The 23,509-nt window shown below is 47.5% G+C and carries 21 protein-coding genes; 13 read left to right on the top strand and 8 right to left on the bottom strand.

Features of this window, described 5'->3' with window-relative positions; translation table 11 throughout:
* The first annotated feature begins 228 nt into the window (after window positions 1–228).
* Window positions 229–975 carry an ABC transporter ATP-binding protein gene (locus tag FHS17_RS25065; protein WP_167281182.1) on the top strand — a complete coding sequence of 249 codons (747 nt, stop codon included), beginning with the start codon at window positions 229–231 and terminating at the stop codon, window positions 973–975.
* Entirely contained in the window at window positions 972–2,936 is a 1,965-nt protein-coding gene (locus FHS17_RS25060) for an ABC transporter permease (protein ID WP_167281181.1), read from the top strand. Before FHS17_RS25065 ends, FHS17_RS25060 begins: the two co-directional genes overlap by 4 nt.
* A 58-nt stretch (window positions 2,937–2,994) precedes the next feature.
* Here the strand turns inward: FHS17_RS25060 and FHS17_RS25055 are convergent, their stop codons facing one another.
* The 3 genes from FHS17_RS25055 to FHS17_RS25045 all read right to left on the bottom strand — a co-directional run bounded on the left by FHS17_RS25055 (window position 2,995) and on the right by FHS17_RS25045 (window position 6,216).
* Window positions 2,995–3,981, bottom strand: coding sequence for a sensor histidine kinase (locus tag FHS17_RS25055; protein ID WP_167281180.1), 987 nt, complete (start codon window positions 3,979–3,981; stop codon window positions 2,995–2,997).
* The gene (locus tag FHS17_RS25050) at window positions 3,978–4,649 is read right to left on the bottom strand and encodes a response regulator transcription factor (protein ID WP_167281179.1); all 672 of its coding nucleotides are present in this window, start codon (window positions 4,647–4,649) and stop codon (window positions 3,978–3,980) included. The genes FHS17_RS25055 and FHS17_RS25050 overlap by 4 nt, the downstream gene beginning before the upstream one ends.
* A gap of 106 nt (window positions 4,650–4,755) precedes the next feature.
* Window positions 4,756–6,216: an MDR family MFS transporter gene (locus tag FHS17_RS25045; RefSeq protein ID WP_167281178.1), complete on the bottom strand. Its 1,461-nt coding sequence runs from the start codon at window positions 6,214–6,216 to the stop codon at window positions 4,756–4,758.
* 119 nt (window positions 6,217–6,335) lie between these two features.
* Between FHS17_RS25045 and FHS17_RS25040 the strand changes: the two genes are divergently transcribed.
* The 4 genes from FHS17_RS25040 (at window position 6,336) to FHS17_RS25025 (ending at window position 11,843) form a co-directional block, all read left to right on the top strand.
* Complete coding sequence (locus tag FHS17_RS25040; RefSeq protein ID WP_167281177.1) at window positions 6,336–7,235, top strand: LysR family transcriptional regulator; 900 nt, start codon at window positions 6,336–6,338, stop codon at window positions 7,233–7,235.
* Window positions 7,236–7,265: 30 nt separating this feature from the next.
* The gene (locus tag FHS17_RS25035; protein ID WP_167281176.1) at window positions 7,266–7,997 is read left to right on the top strand and encodes a class I SAM-dependent methyltransferase; all 732 of its coding nucleotides are present in this window, start codon (window positions 7,266–7,268) and stop codon (window positions 7,995–7,997) included.
* 74 nt (window positions 7,998–8,071) lie between these two features.
* Complete coding sequence (locus FHS17_RS25030; RefSeq protein ID WP_167281175.1) at window positions 8,072–9,667, top strand: histidine kinase N-terminal 7TM domain-containing diguanylate cyclase; 1,596 nt, start codon at window positions 8,072–8,074, stop codon at window positions 9,665–9,667.
* Window positions 9,668–9,854: 187 nt separating this feature from the next.
* On the top strand, window positions 9,855–11,843 hold the full coding sequence (locus FHS17_RS25025) for a PAS domain-containing sensor histidine kinase (RefSeq protein WP_167281174.1): 1,989 nt from the start codon (window positions 9,855–9,857) through the stop codon (window positions 11,841–11,843).
* Between the two features lie 41 nt (window positions 11,844–11,884).
* Here FHS17_RS25025 and FHS17_RS25020 read toward each other — a convergent pair whose 3' ends face one another.
* Together FHS17_RS25020 and FHS17_RS25015 are read right to left on the bottom strand one after the other, a co-directional pair.
* Entirely contained in the window at window positions 11,885–12,235 is a 351-nt protein-coding gene (locus tag FHS17_RS25020) for a FlxA-like family protein (protein ID WP_167281173.1), read from the bottom strand.
* A gap of 103 nt (window positions 12,236–12,338) precedes the next feature.
* Window positions 12,339–13,544, bottom strand: a complete 1,206-nt coding sequence (locus tag FHS17_RS25015; RefSeq protein ID WP_167281172.1) for an MFS transporter — start codon at window positions 13,542–13,544, stop codon at window positions 12,339–12,341.
* Between the two features lie 217 nt (window positions 13,545–13,761).
* Here FHS17_RS25015 and FHS17_RS25010 point away from each other — a divergent pair, with 217 nt between their 5' ends.
* Together FHS17_RS25010 and FHS17_RS25005 are read left to right on the top strand one after the other, a co-directional pair.
* Entirely contained in the window at window positions 13,762–14,346 is a 585-nt protein-coding gene (locus tag FHS17_RS25010; protein WP_167281212.1) for a sterol desaturase family protein, read from the top strand.
* Between the two features lie 11 nt (window positions 14,347–14,357).
* Complete coding sequence (locus FHS17_RS25005; protein ID WP_167281171.1) at window positions 14,358–15,152, top strand: phosphotransferase family protein; 795 nt, start codon at window positions 14,358–14,360, stop codon at window positions 15,150–15,152.
* A 57-nt stretch (window positions 15,153–15,209) separates the two neighbouring features.
* On the opposite strand, the gene FHS17_RS25000 is transcribed toward FHS17_RS25005, so the two are convergent.
* Both FHS17_RS25000 and FHS17_RS24995 read right to left on the bottom strand, forming a co-directional pair.
* The gene (locus tag FHS17_RS25000; protein ID WP_208420540.1) at window positions 15,210–16,577 is read right to left on the bottom strand and encodes a dicarboxylate/amino acid:cation symporter; all 1,368 of its coding nucleotides are present in this window, start codon (window positions 16,575–16,577) and stop codon (window positions 15,210–15,212) included.
* A gap of 180 nt (window positions 16,578–16,757) precedes the next feature.
* Window positions 16,758–17,822 (bottom strand): LLM class flavin-dependent oxidoreductase, encoded by a 1,065-nt coding sequence (locus tag FHS17_RS24995; protein ID WP_167281170.1) that lies wholly within the window; start codon window positions 17,820–17,822, stop codon window positions 16,758–16,760.
* 230 nt (window positions 17,823–18,052) lie between these two features.
* On the opposite strand from FHS17_RS24995, the gene FHS17_RS24990 reads away from it, so the two are divergent.
* Both FHS17_RS24990 and FHS17_RS24985 read left to right on the top strand, forming a co-directional pair.
* Window positions 18,053–18,586: a hypothetical protein gene (locus FHS17_RS24990; RefSeq protein WP_167281169.1), complete on the top strand. Its 534-nt coding sequence runs from the start codon at window positions 18,053–18,055 to the stop codon at window positions 18,584–18,586.
* Entirely contained in the window at window positions 18,579–19,499 is a 921-nt protein-coding gene (locus tag FHS17_RS24985) for an aminoglycoside phosphotransferase family protein (RefSeq protein ID WP_167281168.1), read from the top strand. The genes FHS17_RS24990 and FHS17_RS24985 overlap by 8 nt, the downstream gene beginning before the upstream one ends.
* Window positions 19,500–19,534: 35 nt before the next feature.
* On the opposite strand, the gene FHS17_RS24980 is transcribed toward FHS17_RS24985, so the two are convergent.
* Complete coding sequence (locus FHS17_RS24980; RefSeq protein ID WP_167281167.1) at window positions 19,535–20,152, bottom strand: TetR/AcrR family transcriptional regulator; 618 nt, start codon at window positions 20,150–20,152, stop codon at window positions 19,535–19,537.
* A 179-nt stretch (window positions 20,153–20,331) separates the two neighbouring features.
* Here FHS17_RS24980 and FHS17_RS24975 point away from each other — a divergent pair, with 179 nt between their 5' ends.
* The 3 genes from FHS17_RS24975 (at window position 20,332) to FHS17_RS24965 (ending at window position 23,467) form a co-directional block, all read left to right on the top strand.
* Window positions 20,332–21,504, top strand: coding sequence for a YhgE/Pip domain-containing protein (locus tag FHS17_RS24975; protein ID WP_167281166.1), 1,173 nt, complete (start codon window positions 20,332–20,334; stop codon window positions 21,502–21,504).
* 177 nt (window positions 21,505–21,681) lie between these two features.
* The gene (locus tag FHS17_RS24970) at window positions 21,682–22,386 is read left to right on the top strand and encodes a response regulator transcription factor (protein ID WP_167281210.1); all 705 of its coding nucleotides are present in this window, start codon (window positions 21,682–21,684) and stop codon (window positions 22,384–22,386) included.
* Window positions 22,370–23,467: a sensor histidine kinase gene (locus FHS17_RS24965; protein ID WP_167281165.1), complete on the top strand. Its 1,098-nt coding sequence runs from the start codon at window positions 22,370–22,372 to the stop codon at window positions 23,465–23,467. The genes FHS17_RS24970 and FHS17_RS24965 overlap by 17 nt, the downstream gene beginning before the upstream one ends.
* Window positions 23,468–23,509: the final 42 nt, after the last annotated feature.

Here is a 23,509-nt window from a genome sequence, read left to right as displayed (position 1 = left end):
GGGATTAAAAAAGATGACTCCTGATGAATACAGAAGTCATCTTCTTACAGCCTAAGCCCTTTTTATTACGTGTCCATAACTCGGGTTACAGTTCAGGTAGTGCGGAGGCCGTTTTTCTTTTCGCCACCCCATCGTGACAAAAACGTCACTTTAGAATCCCTTACTTCGATGGATGCCTGCTCTTGATATGTCTATATTAAGAGATAGAAAGAGGAGAGGGGCTTAATCATGGAGACAGTTATTCAAACCAAAAATTTGTCCAAAAGCTACGGAGCGACGCCCGTATTGAAAAACATTGATATAACGATACAGTCAGGTGAGCTGACTGCTATTATGGGGCCTTCAGGATCTGGGAAGTCAACGCTGATGAATGTGTTGTCTACGATTGATCAGCTCAGCGGTGGCGAGGTATGGATTGAGGGGAAAGCGCTGCTCGATATGAAGAAGAAGTCGCTGCGACAATTCCGGCAGGAGCGGATGGGGTTTATTTTTCAAGACTATAATCTGCTCGATACGTTGACGGTAAAAGAAAATATTCTGCTTCCGCTGTCACTTCGTAACTACAAGGCAGAGGAGATGGAAGCTAGACTCAAGCCAATTCTCGAAGCGCTACATATTGAAGGGCTGCTCGAGAAATACCCGAACGAAATTTCCGGCGGGCAAAAGCAACGGGTCGCATCGGCACGGGCTATCATTACGGAGCCGGCAATCGTATTCGCAGATGAACCAACAGGCGCACTAGACTCGCGTTCCGCTACCCAATTGCTTGAGCAGCTTGTCTCGCTTAACGCAGCATTTAACACAACCATAATGATGGTCACGCACGACAGCTATGCGGCGAGTTACTGCAAACGGGTTATTTTCCTCCGGGATGGCGCAATTGTTAGTGAAATTTATGCCGGTGAGCAGCCACAGAAAGCATTCTACGAACGCATTCTGGAGACGCAAAGCCTAATAGGAGGCAAGCTGCGATGAGCCTGCTCGACCTTACGATTCGGAATGTGAAACGGAACTTCCGTCTGTACTCCATTTATTTGCTGTCTATGATTATTGGCGTCATCATTCAATATACATTCTCGTCATTGATGTTCAACCAGGATATTATTGATGCCTTGCAGAACCGTGAAATGTTCCAGACGGGTATGGCGATCGCCTCGGTCGTTATCTTCCTGTTTAATATTTTCTTTATTTTATATGCGAATTCATTCTTCATGCGCCAGCGGAAAAAGGAATTCGGCATGTACTTACTGTACGGATTGAAAGAACGTCAAATTGTCCGGATGGTCTTTTATGAAACGCTTATTATGGGCGCTATCTCACTGGTTATCGGGATACTGCTTGGAGGGCTCTTATCGAAGCTGTTTGGCATGCTGCTCATGAACCTGATGCAGTATGATCAGGTGGTGTCACTATCCTTCCCGCTTGGGGCAATGGCAACAGCGGTGGGAGTCATCCTCCTTATCGCCGTTATCGTCAGCGTGCAGAGCTATTTTCTCGTGAACCGGGTGCAGCTGACCGAGTTATTTCATGCGAATCAAAAGGCAGAAAAACCTGTTCGCGTATCAGCAGCAATGGCGATTCTAGCTGTTTTCTTGATTGTTATGGCATTTATACTGATTTGCAGCGGTCAAGGCTCAGCAGTCTGGAAGGATTATGGAACATACAGTATGATCGGTACTGCTATCGGTATTATCGGTGGAACGTATTTGTTCTTCCGACAATTCGCAGGATGGCTCTTGCGGCTAATCAGCCGCCGGAAAAAATATCATGAGGGCAACACCGTGCTTTGGACGTCCTCGCTGCGTTTTCAGATCAGAGGGAATACGCTTAACCTGACCTTTATTTCCTTGTTTAGTGCGGTTATTATGATGCTGCTTTGTTTTGTGACTATTAACTATAAGGTTCAATTTGATGCGGTTGGCATGAATGTACCCAATGACATCGCGTATGAGTCGCTTGATCCTTCCACGAATGAGCAGGTTGAGGGAACGATTGATAGCTCGAAACATAAAATCCAGTACCATCTGAAGCCGCAGGCATTAGTTGTAAGTCCAGTTACAGATCGGGGTATCGCCTTTGATAATCCGGAGTATTATATTCCTGGCTTATGGCTCGTCGCGGAGAAAGACTACAATGAGTTAATCACGCTGCGTGGCGATAAAGAGCAGGTTAATCTGCAGGGTATGGAGGCCGTATCTCTAGCGCAAGGATCGGATTATCCGAAGACGTATGCCGCAGGTGAGACTCCAAGCTTCACGGTGAAGACAGATGAAGAAAAGACGTTTACGCTAAAAGCGAAAAAAGACTATGCCTACCTTGGCTGGTCTACCGATCCAATCTTGGCGATGGATAAGAAGGCAGCAGTGTTCGTCATTTCGGACGAAGCCTATCAACAATTAGCCAGCCATACGGATAAGAAGACATTCGAGATCTATGGTCTGACAGATGCGAAAAATGCTGATGAGCTATCGAAGCAGGTACATGCGATTGTAGCCCAAACGGAGGGTGCGTACTATTCCTCGTTCGCTGATGTGTATTCTAAGCAGATCGAGAGTTCCTCCCTCATGCTGTTCGCTGCTGGATTCCTTGCTCTAATTGCAACCTTCGCCCTAGCCAGCGTGATCTACTTCAAGCAGCTTCGCGAAGCGACCGAAGAACGGCTCCAGTATTCGATATTGCGCAAGCTAGGCGCCGAGAATAGTCAGTTTCGCAGTGTGATCCGTAAGCAGCTGCTGTTCGTCTTTCTGCCGCCAATCGTGCTGGGGCTGCTGTACAGCTGGACCATTATCAAATATTTCATACTTGATTCCGTGAAGGATTTCCCGGAGCTGCCAGGCATCGTTTGGAGCATTATGGGGATCTACTTCCTGATCTATCTGGTGTTCTACGCGTCTTCGACGAATCTCTATTACCGGATTATCAATAAGAACTCATAAGTAAGCAAAAACCCGTCCACTGGACGGGTTTTTGTTTGTTGTGAGGCAGCCTCATAGTTCATCGCTGAAGCGTATCCAGATACGGGTCATGATGTCTTGGAAAATGAATCGTGAACGTTGTGCCGCTGCCAGTCTCCGACTCGCAAGTGATGTAGTGCCCAAGCTTCTTCGACAGCGCTTGAGCTAGATACAGCCCCATTCCGGTCGACTTTGCATGTGTGCGGCCGTTCATGCCTGTGAAGCCCCGGTTGAAGATCCGCGGCAGATCCTTCGCCTCGATGCCAATGCCATTATCACGGAGAATGAGCAGCTTCTCGTCTGGCGTGGCAGCGGTTTGCACTGTAATGACTCCATGCTCGCCGGTATATTGCAGGCTGTTCGTTACAATTTGATTTACAATAAAGAGCAGCCATTTGGTATCACTTTGCACGACAGTCGATGGAAGATCAAGCTGAACTCGAATGCGTTTGGAGATAAACACCTTAGAATGAGACTTGATGATCTCTTTCATAAGCGGCTCCAGATCACAGTTCACAATGTCATAGTCCTGGTTGAAGCTGTCGAGCTTCGCATAATACAAAGCTTGATCCACATAATGCTCGATACGCGACAGCTCTTCATTAAGACTCTGCGGATCGACTTCGGTCTGCTGCATCAAACGAAGAACCGAGATAGGTGTCTTAATCTCATGGAACCAAGAGATGATGAAATCATAATATTCCTTTTGCTTCGACTGCACCTCATTTAAAGCCCGAATATGGGTAATGCCGGTCTCTTCAAGTGTATCGCGGTAAGCTTCTGCCTCCAGGGACAGGGGCTCGGAATCCTCACTTCGCATCAGGCGGATTGCCTGCAGATTCCTTGTATAACGATAAGCAGTGAAGGCAGCAAGCCAGATTACTACAAGCACCAGTGCATAAAAGAACGTCGGCCAATGCCAAGACGACTGCGGGTCCGTAGCAAATACGGTGATAATAAGCAGGAAGGCAACACCATACAAAATGAAATAAGGCCGTTCATATTTCAGGAAACGCCAGAAGCTCATTCGATGATATACCCCATTCCTTTGCGCGTTACGATGAAGTCTTCAATGCCCAGCATTGCGATCTTGCGGCGCAGCCGGTTGACGTTAACCGTCAGGGTGTTGTCATCAATGAACTGTTCATCATTCCACAGCACCTGCATGAGATCATCCCGTGACACGATCTTCCCAATCTGGCGCATCATCGTCTGCAGAATGATAAATTCATTACGCGACAGTTCGGCAGTATGCTCCCCATATTGAACGGAAGAGTTCGACAGGTGGAAAATAAGCTGCCGATGTGAAAGCTGCAGACTTTCATCCTGATAGGTATAGTTCCGGCGCAGCAGTGCGCTTACCTTCGCGACAAGCACACCGAGGTCAAACGGCTTCTGAACGAAATCGTCTGCTCCCATATTAATCGCCATAATGACGTCCATATTCTGATTGCGTGAGGAGATAAAGATGATCGGTACCTTCGACACGGAACGAATTTGCTGGCACCAATAAAACCCGTCAAACACGGGTAAGTTTACATCAAGCAGCACGAGATGCGGCTGCCGAGCTTCGAACTCACCCAGCACATTCTCGAAAGATGTTAATTCAATAACCTCGTATTGCCATTTGCGCAAAGCGTCTGCAACGATTCTCCGAATTTTCTCGTCGTCTTCAATAATCATGATCCGAAACAACAGGATTCCTCCTACTCCACAAGAACAAATATAAGGTAAATTATATCATTTCTAGATCGCGAAAGCCCCCTCTGCACGTAAGTACGGAGGGGGCCTTGATTGATGTCTATTTTCCTTGCGAGTGAGTTTTGGACACAGCAGGTACTGCTGGTTTGCTGCGAGAGCTTAAAATGAAAATAAACGGAATCGCAACAATGGTAACGATGCAAGCCACCATAAACGTATCGTTCATAGCAAGGACAGAGGCTGCTTCCTGTAAAGATGCTTTTACGGAACCCCCGGCACTCAGCTGAGTTAAATGCGATTGCGTCTTAACAGAGTAGATTGTACTAAAAATCCCGATGGCAAGTGAGGCGATGACCTGACGAAGCCAGTTCGTAATGGCGGATGCATGGCCGGTAGACTCCCTTGGTATGGCACTCATCGAGAGCGTCATAATATTTGGTGAGGAGAAGCCAAGTCCAACGTAACGGCAGATCATCCAGCCGATGATGAAGGTATACGAAGTCGTCATCGATAGATGGCTAAACGCCAAGGTGGCGATAACGAGCAGAATAACTCCGCCAAGTAAAGGATAGACCGGGTTGATCTTCCCATGAAGCCTTCCCGACAGAAGAGAGGCGCAGATCATTAATAAAGCACCTGGCAGCATCGCAAGACCAACCGTTAAGGACGAGGAGCCGAGGGCATTTTCCATAAAGATCGGCAGCAAGAAAGCCCCTGCATACAAACCAATGGTCATGATACAGTTGACGATAATGCCGAAGGTAAAGGTTGTGTACTTGAATATCCGAAGATTAAGGAGCGGCGATTGGGCGGTCAGCTCCCGCCATATGAAGCCCGCGATGCTGATCACGCCAAGCGATATCCACATCAGTCCCAGGCCGGAGCCCCAGCCGATTTTGTTCCCTTGTGTAAAATACATCATGAGAGAAGTACTGCCTATTACGACGGTTATTAGTCCAACATAATCGAGGGAACCACTTTTCTTCACTTGCTGCATAGGCAGATAGCGGGCGGCCAAGATGATCGCCAATATGGCTAGCGGAATGTTCATGAAGAAGATAGCTTTCCAGCCATAATACTCCGTGAGCAGACCACCTAAGGTAGGGCCAATCGCTGGGGCGAACATGCTGGCTACACTCCATAGACTGATGCCAAGCGCCTGCTTTTCTGCCGGAACCGCTTGATACACGATAGTCAGCGTAGCAGGAAGAATTGCTCCGCAGAAGAGGCCCTGCAGAATCCGGAAGAAGATGAGCGACCCGATGTTCCAAGAAAAGCCGCATAAAATAGAGGTAAACAAGAAGCCAACTAACGAGAACATATAAAGCCGTTTATAACTAATCTTATCTCCTACATAACCAACGATCGGAGCGATCGATCCCATGGCAAGCATAAAGCCCGTCGTCACCCACTGTGTATCATTCAGGTCCGCATGAAGATCCTTCATAATAAAAGGAAGAGCTACCGCTACTGTCCCTGAATTCAAGATGGATGAGAAGTTACCAAAGAAAATGGCCAATATAACGAACCAGAAACGGGTGTTTCCTTGCTTTGCATTCATAATTGCTCACACTCCACATATCTACGTGAGGTCGATTATAATATAATGAATTCAGATGCCATACCATCTATTCTTGATGGTAATATAAGCAACGCTAATATGAAGAGCAGAGGTCGTCCATGAATATTGAACAATTAGAGGTTGCGAAGGAAGTATTCGAGACGAATTCCATGTCGCTGGCCGCGCAAAACCTTCATGTATCACAATCAGCCATCAGCCAGTCCATCTCTATCTTAGAGAAGGAGATTGGTATTCCGCTCTTCAAGCGATCACGTCATGGAACTGTTCCTACGGAAGATGGAAGAACGATCATCAAGATCATGCTCGAGATTCTGATGAAGGTTGATGAGATTAAGGACGAGGTACAGTCGATTACTTCCATCTATAAGGGAGAACTAATCATTGCGACGATCGCTAGCTTAAGCATGACTTTTTTGCCTAAGGCGTTAGCAAGGTTCAGAAAGGATTATCCCCAAATTCAAGTGAAGATTATCGAAATGGAGAGCCGGATCGTGATCGATAAGATCATTCATGACAAGGCTCACTTAGGATTAATCTCACTAAACCACTATACGAGTGACGGGCTGCCGGAACCGATTGCGTTCCATTCCTTTCAATACAAAGGGGAGCTTCAAGTGATCGTCCCTAATGATTCCTTGCTCGCGCTGAATAAGGAGCTTATGCTGAAGGATCTCGCCGATCATGCGTTTATTTTGTCAGCGAGCAGCTTCTGGGATGGGGTCACCGAGGATATTAGGCAGGCTTGTGGTGACATCAACGTCATCTTCACAACGACCAATCCGGAAGTGATTAAACGAAGTGTTGCGGAGGGGCTTGGGATCAGTCTAATGTCCAGCTTAATGCTGAGGGATGATCCTTATGTGGAGAGTGGTCGAATCATTGCGATTCCTCTTGTCGGTTATAGCCTGGATCCGAGCGGCACCTTCGGAGGCATCTATTCGAAGAAAGGCAGCCAGCATCGGCTGGTACGCAAGTTCTTGGAGTATATCGAAGTGTAAAGTAAATTATAAATTAGGAGGCTGAGACAATTGAAACAAAATAAATATGATGATCCGGACTTTTTTGAAAAATACAGCCAAATGGCGCGCTCAATCGGCGGATTGGATGCAGCAGGGGAATGGCATGTTCTTCGCCGCATGCTCCCTGAACTGAAAGATAAGAATGTACTTGATCTTGGCTGCGGCTATGGCTGGCATTGCCGTTATGCGCGGGAGCAAGGAGCCCGCAGCGTACTTGGTATTGATATCTCGGAAAAAATGATTGAACGGGCGCGGGAGTTTAACGAAGATTCTACTATTACTTATCGTCAGGCAGCAATCGAAGATATTGATTTTGAAGCTGGACAGTTTGATGTGGTCATCAGTTCATTAGCTCTTCATTATATTGAGGATTTCGTAAGTGCTTGCCGGAAGATTTATGACAGCCTGGCACCAGGCGGCAGCTTTATTCTCTCTATGGAGCATCCCATCTTTACGGCGGTTGCTGCACAGGATTGGCATTACGGACCTGGCGGGGAGAGGCTTCATTGGCCGGTAGATCACTATCAGAGTGAAGGTCAAAGAATCGCGAGATTCCTGGACTCGGATGTCGTGAAATATCATCGTACGGTGGCAACGATCATGAATGCTCTTATTCAAGCAGGGTTCCGGATCACAGAGGTTGCGGAGCCTGGTCCGTCCGAGGAAGCTTTGAAGCAATATCCGGATATGATCGATGAGACTCGCCGGCCGATTTTCCTACTGCTCGCGGCACTTAAATAGAAATTCCCACATTTGTTTCTAGTTGTGTTACGATCAGTGGCAGAACGAAACTTTCACATTGGAGTGTAACAAGTATGGGAACACCTTATTCTGCTGTCCTGACTCTTATGGTGACAGCTGGTGTTATTAATATCATCATGGGCATTTATGTGATGTCGAACCGATCTAAGCAGTTGATGGGGAAGACGTTTATCACGATGTGCTTCTTATCGGCCATCTATATATTTGGTTCCGCTCTTGAGCTGTCGGCGGGCACGCTTAAGGAAGTGAAATTCTGGATTACGGTCGAATATTTCGGCATGCCCTTCCTGCCGCCGGTTAGTCTGATGCTCATTATGCATTTCCTTGGGATGGAACGGTTTTTAAAATGGCGTCTGCGCTTTATCATGTACCTGATGCCGCTTATTACGCTGGTGCTTGTCTTGACCAATGACCTGCATCATTTCTATTACCGCTCGATCGAGCTGCAGATAGAGCCTGAACTTCATAAGGTTAATCTAAATGTAGGGCCTTGGTACATTATCCAGGGCGGCTATACGTTTGGCTGTATGATTGGTGGGGTTGTCCTGCTGCTGCTCTATTGGAACCGGATGCGCTCATCCTATCGTCTGCAGCATATGACAATGACCGTTGGGCTTTTGCTGCCGCTTATTGGTGACTTTCTATATCTCGGCAACGTGACACCGGGCGGGATTGATCCGATTCCCGTCATTATGACGATTACTTCAGCTCTATATATGTGGGGGCTCGTCTCGAAGGGGATGCTTAATGTCGCACCGGTTGCCCGTGATACCTTATTTGAAAGTATGAGTGACGGTGTACTGGTACTGGATATGAACAATCGGCTGGTTGATTATAATCCGGCAGCTGCTTCCGTTCTTCCAGAACTGACTACCTCTTCTCTTGGAACGGCGATAGAGCCTATTCTAGCCCTTCATACAGATGTTAATTTGCTTGCTCTGCATGCAGGTGGGGAAGAAGAGATGCCACGTATTCATGATGAGATTAAGTGGACGGCCGGTAATCAATCTTACTACTATCAAATCCGCTCTTCCTTTGTTCGGAACAAAGGGGGCAAGGAGACAAGCAAACTGATTGTAATGATTGATATGACGGAGCGGGTAAGACTGCAGGAGCAGCTTCGTGAACTTGCCTACCATGACGGTTTAACCGGTATATTCAACCGTCTCCATTTTATTCACTTAAGCGAGGCACTTCTTCATCAATCGGCAACCAAGGATGAACCACTTGCCCTGTTATTATTTGATATCGATCATTTCAAGCAAATTAATGATGTATACGGCCATGATGTAGGAGACCGCGCGCTGCTGCATGTCGTAGAGGTATGCCGGAATATGCTGCGTCCGGAGGATGTGTTTGGCCGTTACGGCGGTGAAGAATTTGTTATGGCTATGCCGGGTTTATCTTGGGAAGAAGCGGAAGCAGCCGCACAGCGGATCCGAAGTGAGATCGCGGTACAGTCGATGGTTGCCGCCACTTCGGAGCAGGAAATCTCTGTAACGGCCAGCTTTGGCATCGCTGTTGCCCGGGGTGGCTGCGAGGAAAAGGACGGCGGCATTAATCAACTGCTGAAGTCAGCAGACAATGCGCTGTATGAGGCAAAGCACAGCGGCCGGAATACGGTTCGCTTAGCGAATAGCAGCAACTAAGAAGAAGCATGCTCCTTGAACGAGGAACATGCTTCTTTTTGTCATATTGGGCTATCGAAAGATAGCGAATTTCCAAGAGTGATGTCTGATGTAGGAGATAAGGAGGAATTTATAGTCCTAGATGGAATTATAGTAAATAAAGGAAAACGTGTGTAATAACGAATTGGAGATGAGGGGAGGAGCATCATTGTTTCGCGGCAAAAGCTTTTCGTTACACTTTGGTATTCTTCTGCTAGTGTTATGTGCAGGATGGCTGATATTGCTGCGGAATGAATCGTCCACCGGGGTAGTCGTCAGTAATATTCTTCAGACGTTGTCTGCATTTTATGCCTCCTTCTTACTGCTTCGAACATCGTACAAAGAGACGAAGTTCTGGTTCTATTACGGACTCGGACTCTCGTTATACGCCGTTGCTCAGCTCATCTGGACAATCGTTACCATCATGAGGAATCATGAACCTGATTATATGGGGATTCCAGAAGTATTATGGCGGATTCAGTATGTGTTTTATTTTATCGCGATCTACATGCAATACCATCAGCGCCGTTCGCATCTTGCCCTGCGGTTCATCCTTGATGTTTTATTGTACGGTACGATTGCTTCCACCCTCTATTGGAACTTTCAAATGAAACCAATTCTTCCTCATCATTATGTGGGCGAAGACACGATTGGTTACACCATGTTTAACTCTTCCATTAGTGCCGTTATGGTATTTCTTCTTCTATTCTTCAGCTGGTACGGAAAAAAAGTACTTTCAGGAAGATCTCAGTTTTTGCTGTTATCCGGTTTTATAATTAAATTATTAGGCAACATGGCATTTGTCTATTTGCTGCCTTACACAACCGTAGGCTATCAATGGGAATGGGTGTCTGATTTCTGTTGGTTTCTTGGCAACTTACTGATAGGCTTTGCTGCATTGCTAGACAAGGATACGCAGACAGCCTCACTCAGGCCGGGGAATGAAGCGAGACAAACCTTTGTGAAACGATATGCGCTTATTATCTTTGTCTGTGCAGCACTCATTGCGGTCATCTGCAGGCTAGGCGATTTCTCAATTATTAGCGTAGGAGCAATTGTGACGGTTGTCCTGCTTGGTATTCGATTATCGGTGGGCATCTACGAACTGGAATCTGCAGGTGCAGCTTTAATGCAGTCTCGCGTGAATTACGGCAATTTCATAGAAAGCTCTTTGTTTGGGGTTTTTATCGAGCAAAATGGCAGACTGGTCTATATGAACCAGCATGGAGAGAGTATGTTTGGCTGCAAGCAGGGGCAGATGCTGGGCCAGCCGCTGGCGAGCTTTATGGTGGAGGAGGACCGCGACAGATTGAAGCAGGAATTCACCGCGATCTGCCGCCTCAAGCAAACTTCACGAATCGCTATCGCAGCACGCAAGGCCAACCAGACGGATCTTTTCCTCGAGATGCAGGCAGCCCCGGCATACTTCCGAGGGCAGCCTGCAATATCAGGATTGCTGTTGGATGTGACGGAGAGCAAGCTGTCAGAGCAGCATTTGATTCGGTCTGAAAAGTTGTCTGTTATCGGTCAATTAGCAGCGGGGGTTGCCCATGAAATTCGCAATCCGCTGACTGCGCTGAAAGGCTTCACTCAACTGCTGCACCGTTCGGCCGTTGATAACCGTCATTACTTTGACATGATGCTGACGGAGCTGGAGCGAATTAATTATATTGTTGGTGAGTTTATGCTGCTCTCGAAGCCGAATCAATGGCAGCAGATGACTCACTGTGATATGGGGTCGTTGTTGGATGATATCGTTCCGATTATGCAGTCTCAGGCGATAATTACGAATGTGATCATTTCAGCTGAGAAAAGCCCGGATTTGCCGATCGTGTTGTGTGATGCCAATCAGATCAAGCAGGTTCTCGTCAATTTGATGAAGAACTCGCTTGAAGCTATGCCAAGCGGCGGTACGTTACATGTTCATCTTAAGAAAGATCATACGGGGTATATTGTCATTGATATTATCGATCAAGGGATTGGAATCCCTCAGCATGTCATCGATCGGCTTGGTGAACCGTTCTATACGACCAAAGAGACGGGGACAGGATTAGGGCTTACCGTTTGCTTCAAGATTATTCAATCCCATGGCGGGACCCTCACGATCAGCAGTGAACCAAACGTGGGAACGACGGCAACGATTCGTTTACCGGTATAAACAACAAATCCCCTGGAGCTGCTCCAGGGGATTCTTGTTTGTTAAATACGGATATCGATCGTATTGCCGGTCGTGCCGTTAAGAGCCTGGTTATTACGGCTCATGTTGACCTCAAGCTGTTTGCTTGCTGCACCTTGTTGATTCAGACTTTGCTGATTCGCCGTCTGATCCGCTGCCTTTGATTGCTTTTGCGCAATTTGCAGCTGAAGTTGTTGAATCTGCTGTTGCAGCTGCTGCGTCTTTGTTTCCTTTGTTTTAGCATCATCTTTGTTTTGAGCGACTTCCTTGAGCTGCTTCTCAAGACTCTCGAGTTGTTTCTCCAGGGAAGTCATGTCTGAAGCGCTGCTTGAAGAGTAAGATGATGAGCTTTGCGATACGGATGAAATATTCAATGTGTTCACCTCTCCCATGTACGATCTACGTTCACATGGTGTTTATCGGTTTGGAAGATGAACGGAGCATGAACACAGTCTGAAAGTTAGCTGAATGTCCTTTTTATTTCTTAAGATCCGTGCGATAGCTGAGTAAACCAAGGATCAAAGCAGAACCAGCAAGAATCGCACCGATCCATGGAAGAGCACCAAGCGCAATATGAGTAATAACCCAGCCGCCAATGAAAGCACCGGCTGCATTGCCAAGGTTGCCGGCCGAATGGCTGGACGTTGAGGCGAGGGCAGGTGCTGCCTGTGCCAGGCTCATAATGCGTACTTGAAGTCCCGGGAATACCGCAAAGGATGCTGCTCCCCATAGGAAGATGGTAATAACCGCTGTTATTTCATTATGAATGGTAAAGGTGAAGATCGTCAGAATAACGGCAATCGCTAGATAAAGGCCAAGGATGGAAGGCATCAGCTTCCAATCCGCCAGCTTGCCGCCAACAATGTTGCCGACGGTTACGCCGATGCCAAACAGAATAAGAATCCAGGTAACGCTACGCTCAGCGAAGCCTGTAATATCGGTCAGCATAGGCGTAATGTACGTAAATACGGCGAATAGTCCAGCGTTGCCGAGTGCTGTAATAAGCAGGTACACAAGCAGCTTAGGTCTGATTATGGCGGAGAGCTGCTGGATCAGGCTGACCTGCTTACTCAGCCGTAATTTTGGAATAAAGATCATAATGCCAATGAGCGCAAGAACACCCATGACCGCAATTGAGCCAAAAGAAGCCCGCCAGCCCCAGTTCTGTCCGATATAGGTACCGATCGGAACACCGATAATATTGGCTATCGTGAGGCCTGCCATCATAATCGATACCGCTCCGGCCTGCTTATCCGCTCTTACGAGATTAGAGGCGATAACAGCACCAACACCAAAGAAGGTGCCATGCGTTAAGGCTGTAATCATTCGGGCGACCATAAGCACCGCGTAGTTTGGAGCTACGACGGCTAACCCATTGCCAAGGATAAAGAGAAGCATAAGGATGCATAGCAGCTTTTTCTGTGGGATACGGCTGGTCAAAATGGTCATGATTGGAGCACCAACCGCTACACCGAGGGCATACATCGTAATCAGCTGTCCTGCAGAGGAGATGCTGACATTCAGGTCATTTGCCACATTCGGGAGAATACCCATGATGACGAATTCCGTCATCCCAATGGCGAAGGCGCCAATGGTAAGGGATAGAACAGATATAGGGAAGCGCTCTTTGGAGGCTTGCCCTTGTGATCCATTATTACTGGTCAATCGTTGTGAGACTTCCATTTGTAAAGCCAACCTTTCTGTTGCGCGAGCACCGTGCTGAATAATAACCCCTATTATTTCGCTTCAAAGGCATATAAGCAAGAACATTTTTTGTGCTGAAGGATAGGAATTGCTGGTATGATAACAAGAAAGGGCTTACATTATCTGCAAAAAGGGGACGGGGTTAAAGGTGGGGAAAAAGGGGCTCTATCGTGAATATTTTTTGCATACGGATATTATGATTATGACGGTGGTGCTGATTGGCCTATGTGGTCTCGCTGTCTATGAGAGGCTCACCTTCTACAGCTTACTGTTCTTCCTCATTGGGCTTATTGGTTTCATGTTCAGCGAATATTTGACTCATCGTTTCTTCTTTCATCTGAAGGCCCCCAAGAATCCCTTGTTCCTCAAATTTCTGAAGCGGCTGCACTATGATCACCACACGGATCCACATGATTTGAAGCTTCTGTTCCTGCCGGTCTGGTACAGCCTGCCGAATCTTGGCGCGTTTGCGCTGTTGTTCTATCTGGTGACAGGGATGATTGACCTAACCTTTGCCTTCGCCGCAGGGCTTGTTGCGATGCTGCTTGTGTATGAGTGGAAGCATTATGTGGCGCACCGGCCCATCCAGCCGAAGTCAAAGTTCTGGAAATGGAATAAGCGGATGCATCTGCTGCATCATTTTAAAAACGAGAATTACTGGTACGGCGTATCTACACCGCTAGTGGATGCTCTCTTCGGAACGCTCAAGGATGAGAAGGATGTGCCAACGAGTGATACGGTGAAAAATTTGGAGAAGCGCGGGCAAACGCTGTCTTCCTGAAAGGGGTAAGTATGCGAAAAGGGACTTTAATCGGTAAAGGCATGACCGCTGAAGTATATGAATGGGGCAATCGGCAAGCTCTGAAGCTCTATTATGATGGTATTCCGAAGGAATGGATTACATACGAGGCGGAGATTGGGCAGGTAGTACATCATGCGGGCGTACCTGCACCGGCTGTTTATGAGCAGCTGGAGGTTGATGGGCGAAATGGGCTGCTGTATGAGAGAATCTCCGGCCAATCCCTGTCCGCAAGTATGATAAGTGATCCTGAACGGGTGATGCATAACGGAGAAGTATTTGCGAGGCTGCATGCAAGCATCCATCGCAGCAAGACGGATAAGCTTCCTCGGCAAAAGGATCGGCTGGCGCAGTTTATTGAGCAGTCTGCTTCTTTCTTGGGAGAAAGAGTTCATCCGTTGCTAACGGTGTTAGAAGGTTTGCCGGAAGGAGAATACATCTGTCATGGTGATTTGCATCCAGATAACGTTCTGCAATCAGATGGCCAACTGACGGCCATTGATTGGATGGATGCCAATAGGGGAGATCCGCTATGCGATGTCGCCAGAACATCAATGATCTTCTTGTCGCCCTTCCTTGCGATGCCGCCGATCTCTATTAGTCCAGCGTATAGTCATCAACTGAACAATGCTTACTTGACCGAATATTGCAGGATCACAGGAGCGAGCCTGACAGATATCGACCGCTGGCGGCTGCCAGTCGCCGCCGCAAGACTTCGTGAGCGGGTACCATACGAGCAAGAGTGGCTGCTTGCGTATATTGATGAGCAGCTGCAAGCCTTGAAATAAAAAAGCCTCCCTTTCCGATTGAATCGAAAAGGGAGGCTTTCTTCGTGTATCTAGAACTTACACCGCGTTTAACGCAAGTTCTTCATCATCATCTTTATTGAATGCTTCGCGGTCAAATTCACCTTCGGAATTTGCAACCAGCAGAGCAGTTACCGTTGTTCCAGTTGCGTTTACAGCCGTACGCGCCATGTCGATCAGAGCTTCTACACCTGCAACAATCGCAAGCGCTTCAAGAGGCAGACCAAGTGCTGTCAGAACAACCGTAGTCGAAATAACTGCTGGTCCAGGGACACCTGCAACACCAATTGAAGAGATAATGCTAACTAATACGAGTACGATATAATCGGTTAAGCCAAGCTCGATGCCAAATGCCTGCGAAGTAAAGACGACCACAACAGCTGGCCATACACCGCCGCAGCCGTTAAAGTTCACGGATGCGCCAAGTGGAGCTACGAAGCTGGCAATTCTCGGCGAGACATGCAGCCGCTTTGTAATAACCTCAAGATTAATAGGCAGGGTTGCATAGCTGCTTCGTGTCGTGAAGGCAACGGCAACAGTTGGATAAGCTTTTTTGAAAAATTTAATCGGGTTCACCTTGGCTACGAAGAACACAAGGCCGCCGAATACAAGAACAAAATGAATGATAAGAGCAACATACGATGTGACAATAACACTGCCAAGCTCTTGCAGGGTATCCCAGCCATATTTGGATGCAACACCAGCAATCAGGGCAAACACGCCGTAAGGTGTAAGGCGAATTACGAATTTAACGACTTGATGCAGAACTTGTGTAGCCGACGTAATGAGGTCGCGTACAGGCTTAACGGCCTCTTCATTTTTCGAACCAACCTTAATAATGGCAACCGCTAGGAAGATAGCGAAAATAAGGACAGGAACTACCTTGCCGTCCGCCGCTTCACTAACCGGGTTGGAAGGGACGAGACTAAGAATAACCTCAGAGAAAGTCGGAATTTCACGGACTTCAGCATCGCTGGCACCAGGTTGTTGAATGCCATGCCCTGGGTTAAATACTAGGGCAGTCAGCAGGCCGATAACCGAAGCGATACCAGTTGTGCCAAGGAACCAGGCAAATGTCTTGAAGCCGATTTTGCGCAAGTAGTCCAGACTGGTAAGTGAAGCAATACTATTTAATACAAGAATAAAGACGAGTGGAATAACGAGCATGCGGATCAAGCTGATATATATATTACCGAAGGTCGTGATCCCCTTTATCTCTAGGGAATCTAGACTCTGGAACAGAATACCGACGACAAGACCCAACCCAAGGCCGATCAATACCCTCGTACCGAAGCCGATACGTTTGCGTGCTAAGAAATTAAGTAAGGCGAATACAATGATTGCAATAACAAAGCTGAGCCAGTTCGTTTCGACGGCGTGTAGCAGGTTGTTATCTATTTTATCCATGATGTTAATGCCCCCTAAACCAAGTAATTTTGTAGGAATTATCTTTCAATAATTTACAAAGGTTTGGAGTAAAAGTCAATCCCTAAAAGATGAATTCCAACTAATTACATAGGAAATAGGTACCGGTAATTAAAAAAGTGCGAACCGGCAGCCGGCTCGCACTCTTTTCTTCTACAATTATTATTTTGAAGCGGCAGCAATTTCCTTGCGGACAATAGGCGCCACTTTGGTGCCAAGCAGTTCAATTGCACGAAGCATATCTTTATGCGGAATCGAGCTGGTGTCGACATGCAGGAAGAAGCGGGTGAGGCCAAGGTTTTTGTGCAGCAAAATAATTTTTTCCGCTACATATTCCGCTTCTCCGACATAGAGAGCGCCGCGCAGACTGCGTGCTGCATCGAAAGCTTCGAACGTGTATGGAGGCCATCCGCGTTCACGGCCAATGACATTCATCATGGCCTGCTGAGCAGGGTAGAAGAGCTCTGCCGCACGTGCTTCCGTATCACTAATAAAGCCATGCGAATGCGTGCCGATCTGCATTTTTTTCGGATCATGGCCTGCACGAATATAAGCTTCCTTGTACAACTCAACAAGTGGAGCGAATCGTTCTGGCATGCCGCCAATAATAGCGAAGCATACTGGCAGACCAAGTGCGCCCGCACGAATTGCTGACTGCGGGTTGCCACCAGTCGCAATCCAGACTGGAAGCTGTTCCTGAACCGCACGCGGATAGACGGCTAAGTTGTTCATTGCAGCACGGTGATTGCCCTGCCACGTAACTTTCTCCTCTTTTGTAATCTGAAGCAGCAGCTCCAGCTTTTCGTCAAACAGCTCATCATAGTCTTCTAAGCTGTAGCCAAACAGCGGGAAGGATTCGATAAACGACCCTCTGCCTGCCATAATTTCAGCGCGGCCGTTCGAGATGGCATCTACCGTGGAGAAGCCTTGGTAGACGCGGACCGGATCATCCGAGGATAACACGGTAACTGCACTTGAGAGGCGAATATGCTTGGTCTGTGAAGCAGCTGCCGCCAAAATAACATGAGGTGCACTCGCTGCATAATCTGCGCGGTGATGTTCCCCGATTCCATATACATCAAGGCCAACTTGGTCGGCCAGGATCATCTCTTCTACACTGTTGCGGATCCGCTCGGCATGGCTGTAAGCCCCGCCCATACCCGGATAAGGTTTTGCTTCTAGAAAAGTACTAATGCCTAGTTCAAAATTGACTGCTGATTCGGTCATATAAGTCCGCCTCCTTCATTTCTTCTAGTGTACTAATTTTTTTAGAGTTTCTCAATTATAGTTAGCAAGTTTGTCGAGAGTAGGGCGGAAAAAGACAGTTGTCTTAGGATGATCGAATCAGGGTGGAGATATGAAATTCGAACTATAGCCAAGGGGAATTAGATACAGTTGTGCAACAAATTCGGTTATTTCGCGTATCTTTTTTATGAAACGGGGTGTTAACTTTGTTCGTGACGATAAGCAGGAAGTTATTCGAAGTGCTTGGTGATGATGAATTAAGGCAAGCATGCATGGGGCCAATCGTGGAGCAGATTCGCGGGAAGAGTCCGGCGGTGAAGTCGCAGGCACTTGCCGAGCTGAACCCATCACAGCAGGCCTTGTTCATGTATGGTGTCTGGTTTGATCATGCCAAGCAATCACCGATGGAGCTGTACTGCTGGACGGCTCAAATGCTCAGCCAGCCCGGCTATTGGGAAGGCGTTACGAAAGCACTCAAGTACTTTGAGAACGAGGCAATGTCAGTCATTCTGGAAGAGCTTCGGGTGCTGCTCGACATTCATGTCCTGCAGAAAGGCCGTGACTTAAGTGAAGTGACGTTCAAGGATTTGGAGCAGCAGGAAGATCTGAATGAACAGGTTCAGGAATGCTACAGAAGTTTCCAGGCGGAGGTACCGTGCAGCATGCACCGGCTGGCTCAATATATCCGCGCTAATGCGGAAGATTTTATAACCTTTTTACCGGAGGCCGAGAACAGGAATGATTGATTTACTTGCGATAGTCCCTGAGCTTCAAGATTGTATAAGGCTGGAGCTGATTCACAAGGGGTATTCCAGTGACAGTAAATATATCGCTTATGATCGTGACGATCAGCCGCTATACCTTCTCCGGACTTATACGCTTGAAGAGGAAGCGCGTAAGCAGCAGGAATTCCATGTGCTCAAGCAGATGAGGGATCAGGATGTGCTTTGCTCGCGGCCGATCGCTATTGGTGTGCTGCAGGACCATGCACTAGGATATATGCTGTTGTCCTATATTGAAGGTGGTGAAGCGACTGATGAGCTGCCACTCTTAAATGAAAGTGAGCAGTACGAGATTGGTCTGCAAGCAGGAGCGGAGCTTCGCAAAATCCATCAGATTCATGCACCGGATGTAATCGAGCCATGGTATGACCGTACGGTTGCGAAATATAAGCGATATCGGGATCGTTATGAACAAATTGGAGTCAAGCTGGCTTATGAGGACAAGCTGTTTTCTTTTATAGAAGCTAATCTGTTTCTTATGAAGAACCGCCCAAACATCCTGCAGCATGATGATTTCCACGTGGGTAATTTGATTGTGAAGGACGGAAGTCTATCCGGTGTTATTGATGTGAATCGGTTTGATTGGGGAGATCCCGTACATGAATTTTTGAAAGCAGGCTTCTTCAGCGTGGAGGTATGTATTCCGTTTACAGTTGGTCAAATCGATGGCTATTTCGAGAACGGAAAGCCTGATGATTCATTCTGGGCGTTGTATTCGCTTTATACCGCGATGACCATCCTGTCATCTATTGTATGGATTCTTCGCGTCAAGCCGGAGGAGCTGGATGACATGCTTAGCAGAACAAATAAGGTATGGGATGACCATGACGGCTTTGACCTGCTAGTGCCAAAGTGGTACAGCTCGTATCAACAATAAGAAGAAGAGCCTTCACTCGAGTGAGGGCTCTTTGCTTATAGCCTGGATTGAGGCATTTCCTTCAATCCAAATGTGACGAACGGTCCATAATTGGCAACATTCATCATAATCGAGGCCATTTGGGCAGGCGTTTGATCAAGATCACATTCAAGCCAATGCATAAGCATACCGAAATGTGCCGAGGTCATATACGCGACAACGTAGTCTCGCCGTACGTTCAAGTTGGTAGCATCAGGAATGCTGACCTTCTCATAAATATGATTAGCCATGAGCTTACGGAATTGTATCGCATACGAAAGGTCGCCGTTTGGCCCAAACATCACCTTCAGGAAGTCCGCGTGCTTGGCAAATTCCTCAAAGACTTGGATACCTAGTGGATATGGTTCCCTGCGGTCGGCATATTCTATTGCCTCACGAAAGTTCATCTTAATCACATACTTTTCGATGCTTTTGAACACATGATCCTTTAGCTGCTGCAGCATATCAGGAACATCCCGGTAGTGCAGGTAAAAGGTTCCTCGATTCAGGTTCGCGTGATTTGTAATATCTGTGACTGTAACATGATCGATGCCTTTTTCCCTGATTAGCACCATGAGCGATTCATAGATCTGCTGCTTCGTCTTTGCTTTTCTCCTGTCGATTTTCTCTGACATGGCTTTGACTCCTCTGCAATTTTGCTACATTTATGAACACTTGCTTGCTTATGTGATGATTAATGAACATGACGGTGAGTAATGATTATTGTGTATTCCCTCTATGTCTCATTATAATTAACAACGTGATCACTAATCAACACAATGTTCATTTATAGAGATAGGGAGATGGGGATGAAATGGCAATCTTTAAACAAAAAATGTTATGGATCGGAATTCTGATCGTTATTGTTGTACTTGGGGTATTTGGACTCGCGATGATGGGATCTGTGCTTGGCACAAAACCTCAACATGTACCCGTTGCACTGGTCGTACTCGATCAGCCGGTAGATCTGCCAACTGGTGATAAACTTGCTGTTGGTGAAATGCTGAAAGAGCAGCTAACGTCAAATAAACAGCTGCCGATCAGCTGGAAAATCGTTAGTTCCGAGGAAGAAGCTCGCAAAGGGCTCGACTCCCGTGACTATTATGGAGCGCTGGTGCTTCCCGCAGATTTGAGTGCTGGAGTGGCTTCGCTGATGGGCCCGTCCCCAACACCGGCTACTGTGAGTATTATCAGCAATGACGGGATGAATACACAGGCAGCGACCGTTGTGAAGCAAGGCCTTGGTCAAGTCATGAAGATGGTTTCTCTTGAGATGTCGAAGTCCGCATTGGAGCAGATGTCCCAGCGTACGGGCCAAATATCAGTAAGTGCAGCAACAGCGCTGCTCACTCCGATCCAGGTAAACGAAGAAACCGTCCATCCTGTCGGTATAAATAATGCGAGCGGTAATGCTCCTGGCTTGTTGACGCAAATTATGTGGATGGGCAGCTTAGTTAGTGCAATGATGCTGTTCCTTGCAAGCGGCGGCGCTAAGAAGGCGACTGGTCGTAAGTGGCCCGCGCATTTGCTGCAACCGATTATCGGTATCGTATTGGTTGGCGCTGCTTGCGGTTTCCTCGTATGGATGGCAAGCGGATGGTATGGCATGGAGCTGACGTCTGCTGTAGATACATGGTTGTTCTTATGGCTCGGAGGCTCAGCATTCTACTTGATGCAGTCCATGCTGCTCAACTGGATTGGTTTCCCGGCTATGGCGATTCTCGTGCTGCTCATGTTCTTCTCGATGCCAATCCTGAACATGCCGCAAGAATTCCTGTCGGATACAACACAAAACCTGCTGTATTCGTGGACTCCGCTTCGCTTCGTCGCTGGTGGACTGCGCGAAATTATGTACTTCGGCGGTTTCAAGGCCGTCAGTACGAATGCTGTAGTGCTTTGGAGCATTGCCGGCGGCTGCTTGGTGCTCCTCTTAGCTGCAGGTGTGAAAAAAGGCAAAGCCGCAGCGCAACATTCTGCTGCAGTGTAAGTCAAAGGTTAGGCTGTCCCTACGGGACAATGTCATTAGTTAAGTTAACTTAATGACATTGCCCAGTGGGACAGCCTTTTTTCTTTGCCTGCTTCATTTTTTCGTGTAATGGCGGGGCTTAGAGGTTACAATAAAACTTGGAATAAATAAGAAATGAGAAGGACTGAGTATATGGGGATGCAGCGAACAACGATATTAATCGCGGAGGATGACCCGGATATTGCAGAACTGATCGCACTCCATTTGGGCAAAGAGGGGTATCAGCTTCTGAAGGCTGCCGATGGCAGGGAAGCGGTCCGCCTCGTTCAAGGGAACAGCATTGATCTGGTTATTCTCGACATTATGATGCCGCATATGGACGGCTACGAAGTCATTCGTGTCATTCGGGAGCAGCAGTACCGGATGCCGATTATTTTCCTAAGTGCTAAGACATCCGACTTCGATAAAATCACAGGCCTCGTTATGGGAGCCGACGACTATATGACCAAGCCGTTTAATCCGATGGAGCTTCTGGCGAGAGTAAATGCCCAGCTGCGACGGTTCAAGCAGCTTAATCAACCGGCTTCACCCACCAATCAAGGGACGATTGTCGCAGGAGGGCTGACCATCGATCTCGAACAGCGCACCGTTACTTTGTACGATGAACGTATTGAGCTCACGCCAAAAGAATTTGATATCCTGTACCTGCTGGCGAGTCATGCCAAAAAGGTGTTCAGTGCGGAGCATATTTTTCAACAGGTATGGGGCGAGGCATATTATGAGAGCGGTGGCAACACGGTGATGGTACATATTCGGACGCTGCGCAAAAAGCTTGGTGAGGACGACAAGCAGAAGCAGTGGATCAAAACCGTCTGGGGGGTCGGTTATGCTTTCCAAGGCTAACAAGAAGCGAAGCTTCCGGACCCGGATGATTGAGCTGTTCGTCATGAGTCTGCTGATCTCTGGCGCAATAACTTTCCTGTTATACAGGCTGTTGCAGTCGTACTATAACTCGAGAGTCCGCTATGCGGATGATCCAATCGCTCAAGCTCGTGGCTGGATTTACGACATTGGTGATTTGAATTTTTTCCTTATCGTCTTTCTGCCTTTATCGTTCTTGCTCTTCTATCTCTTCACCAAGCCTTACGTGGCCTACTTTCAAGAAATATTGAGCGGTATTCATCGGCTGGCGAACGGCGATTTCAAGGGAGGCGTATCGATCTCCTCAAACGATGAGTTTGGCATCATTGCCAATGACTTGAATACGGCGGGAGAGATGCTTCAGAAGGCCGTTGAGCGAGGAGATTTTGCAGAAAACAGTAAGCATCAGCTCGTCTTGAATCTAGCGCATGATCTTCGTACACCACTCACGTCGGTATTGGGCTATCTAGACTTTATCCTTCGGGATGAGCAGCTGACCCCCGAGCAGATGAAGCATTTTGCCACAATTGCGTTTAATAAGTCGCAGCGCCTTGAACGGCTCATTGATGAGTTATTCGAGGTGACCCGAATGAATTATGGTAAGCTGACGCTGGACAAGCAGGCGATTGACTTATCTGGGCTGCTGCTGCAGCTAAACGAAGAGCTCTACCCACTATTCAATAAGAACCGATTAACGGCGAGGCTGGAGCTCCCTCCTCAACTGATGATGCAAGCAGACGGCGAGCTGATCGCACGGGTATTCGAGAATTTGCTGACGAACGCTGCCCGTTACGGTCAGGATGGCCAATTTGTTGATGTAAAAGGGCGGATCGAGAACAGTGAGGCTGTCGTTGAAGTGATCAATTACGGCGAGTTGATCAAGCCAGAGGATCTGCCGCATCTATTCGATATGTTCTACACCGGCGATCGCGCCAGATCTCCGGAAGGAAGCACGGGGCTTGGCTTATTTATTGTTAAAAATATCGTCGAGCAGCATCAAGGCAGGATCACCGTGGAGAGCAGTGCTATTCGTACCATTTTTACGGTTCGATTACCAATTTAAGAAAAACTTTAACTTTTTCCCCACTTCTTCTTAAAAAGTGAA

It is taken from the genome of Paenibacillus lupini, from assembly GCF_011761355.1.
Lineage (GTDB): Bacteria > Bacillota > Bacilli > Paenibacillales > Paenibacillaceae > Pristimantibacillus > Pristimantibacillus lupini.
This window is presented reverse-complemented; position numbering and strand designations above follow the sequence as displayed.

Bases quoted from the DNA above. Each gene is read 5' to 3' on its own strand.
- FHS17_RS24965 (WP_167281165.1), top strand. From the start codon at position 22,370: ATGCTTTCCAAGGCTAACAAGAAGCGAAGCTTCCGGACCCGGATGATT.
- FHS17_RS24995 (WP_167281170.1), bottom strand. From the start codon at position 17,822: ATGACCGAATCAGCAGTCAATTTTGAACTAGGCATTAGTACTTTTCTA.
- FHS17_RS25065 (WP_167281182.1), top strand. From the start codon at position 229: ATGGAGACAGTTATTCAAACCAAAAATTTGTCCAAAAGCTACGGAGCG.
- FHS17_RS24970 (WP_167281210.1), top strand. From the start codon at position 21,682: ATGCAGCGAACAACGATATTAATCGCGGAGGATGACCCGGATATTGCA.
- FHS17_RS24975 (WP_167281166.1), top strand. From the start codon at position 20,332: ATGGCAATCTTTAAACAAAAAATGTTATGGATCGGAATTCTGATCGTT.
- FHS17_RS25005 (WP_167281171.1), top strand. From the start codon at position 14,358: ATGCGAAAAGGGACTTTAATCGGTAAAGGCATGACCGCTGAAGTATAT.
- FHS17_RS25015 (WP_167281172.1), bottom strand. From the start codon at position 13,544: ATGGAAGTCTCACAACGATTGACCAGTAATAATGGATCACAAGGGCAA.
- FHS17_RS25030 (WP_167281175.1), top strand. From the start codon at position 8,072: ATGGGAACACCTTATTCTGCTGTCCTGACTCTTATGGTGACAGCTGGT.
- FHS17_RS25040 (WP_167281177.1), top strand. From the start codon at position 6,336: ATGAATATTGAACAATTAGAGGTTGCGAAGGAAGTATTCGAGACGAAT.
- FHS17_RS25060 (WP_167281181.1), top strand. From the start codon at position 972: ATGAGCCTGCTCGACCTTACGATTCGGAATGTGAAACGGAACTTCCGT.
- FHS17_RS25000 (WP_208420540.1), bottom strand. From the start codon at position 16,577: ATGGATAAAATAGATAACAACCTGCTACACGCCGTCGAAACGAACTGG.
- FHS17_RS25010 (WP_167281212.1), top strand. From the start codon at position 13,762: ATGATTATGACGGTGGTGCTGATTGGCCTATGTGGTCTCGCTGTCTAT.
- FHS17_RS24985 (WP_167281168.1), top strand. From the start codon at position 18,579: ATGATTGATTTACTTGCGATAGTCCCTGAGCTTCAAGATTGTATAAGG.
- FHS17_RS25055 (WP_167281180.1), bottom strand. From the start codon at position 3,981: ATGAGCTTCTGGCGTTTCCTGAAATATGAACGGCCTTATTTCATTTTG.
- FHS17_RS25045 (WP_167281178.1), bottom strand. From the start codon at position 6,216: ATGAATGCAAAGCAAGGAAACACCCGTTTCTGGTTCGTTATATTGGCC.
- FHS17_RS24980 (WP_167281167.1), bottom strand. From the start codon at position 20,152: ATGTCAGAGAAAATCGACAGGAGAAAAGCAAAGACGAAGCAGCAGATC.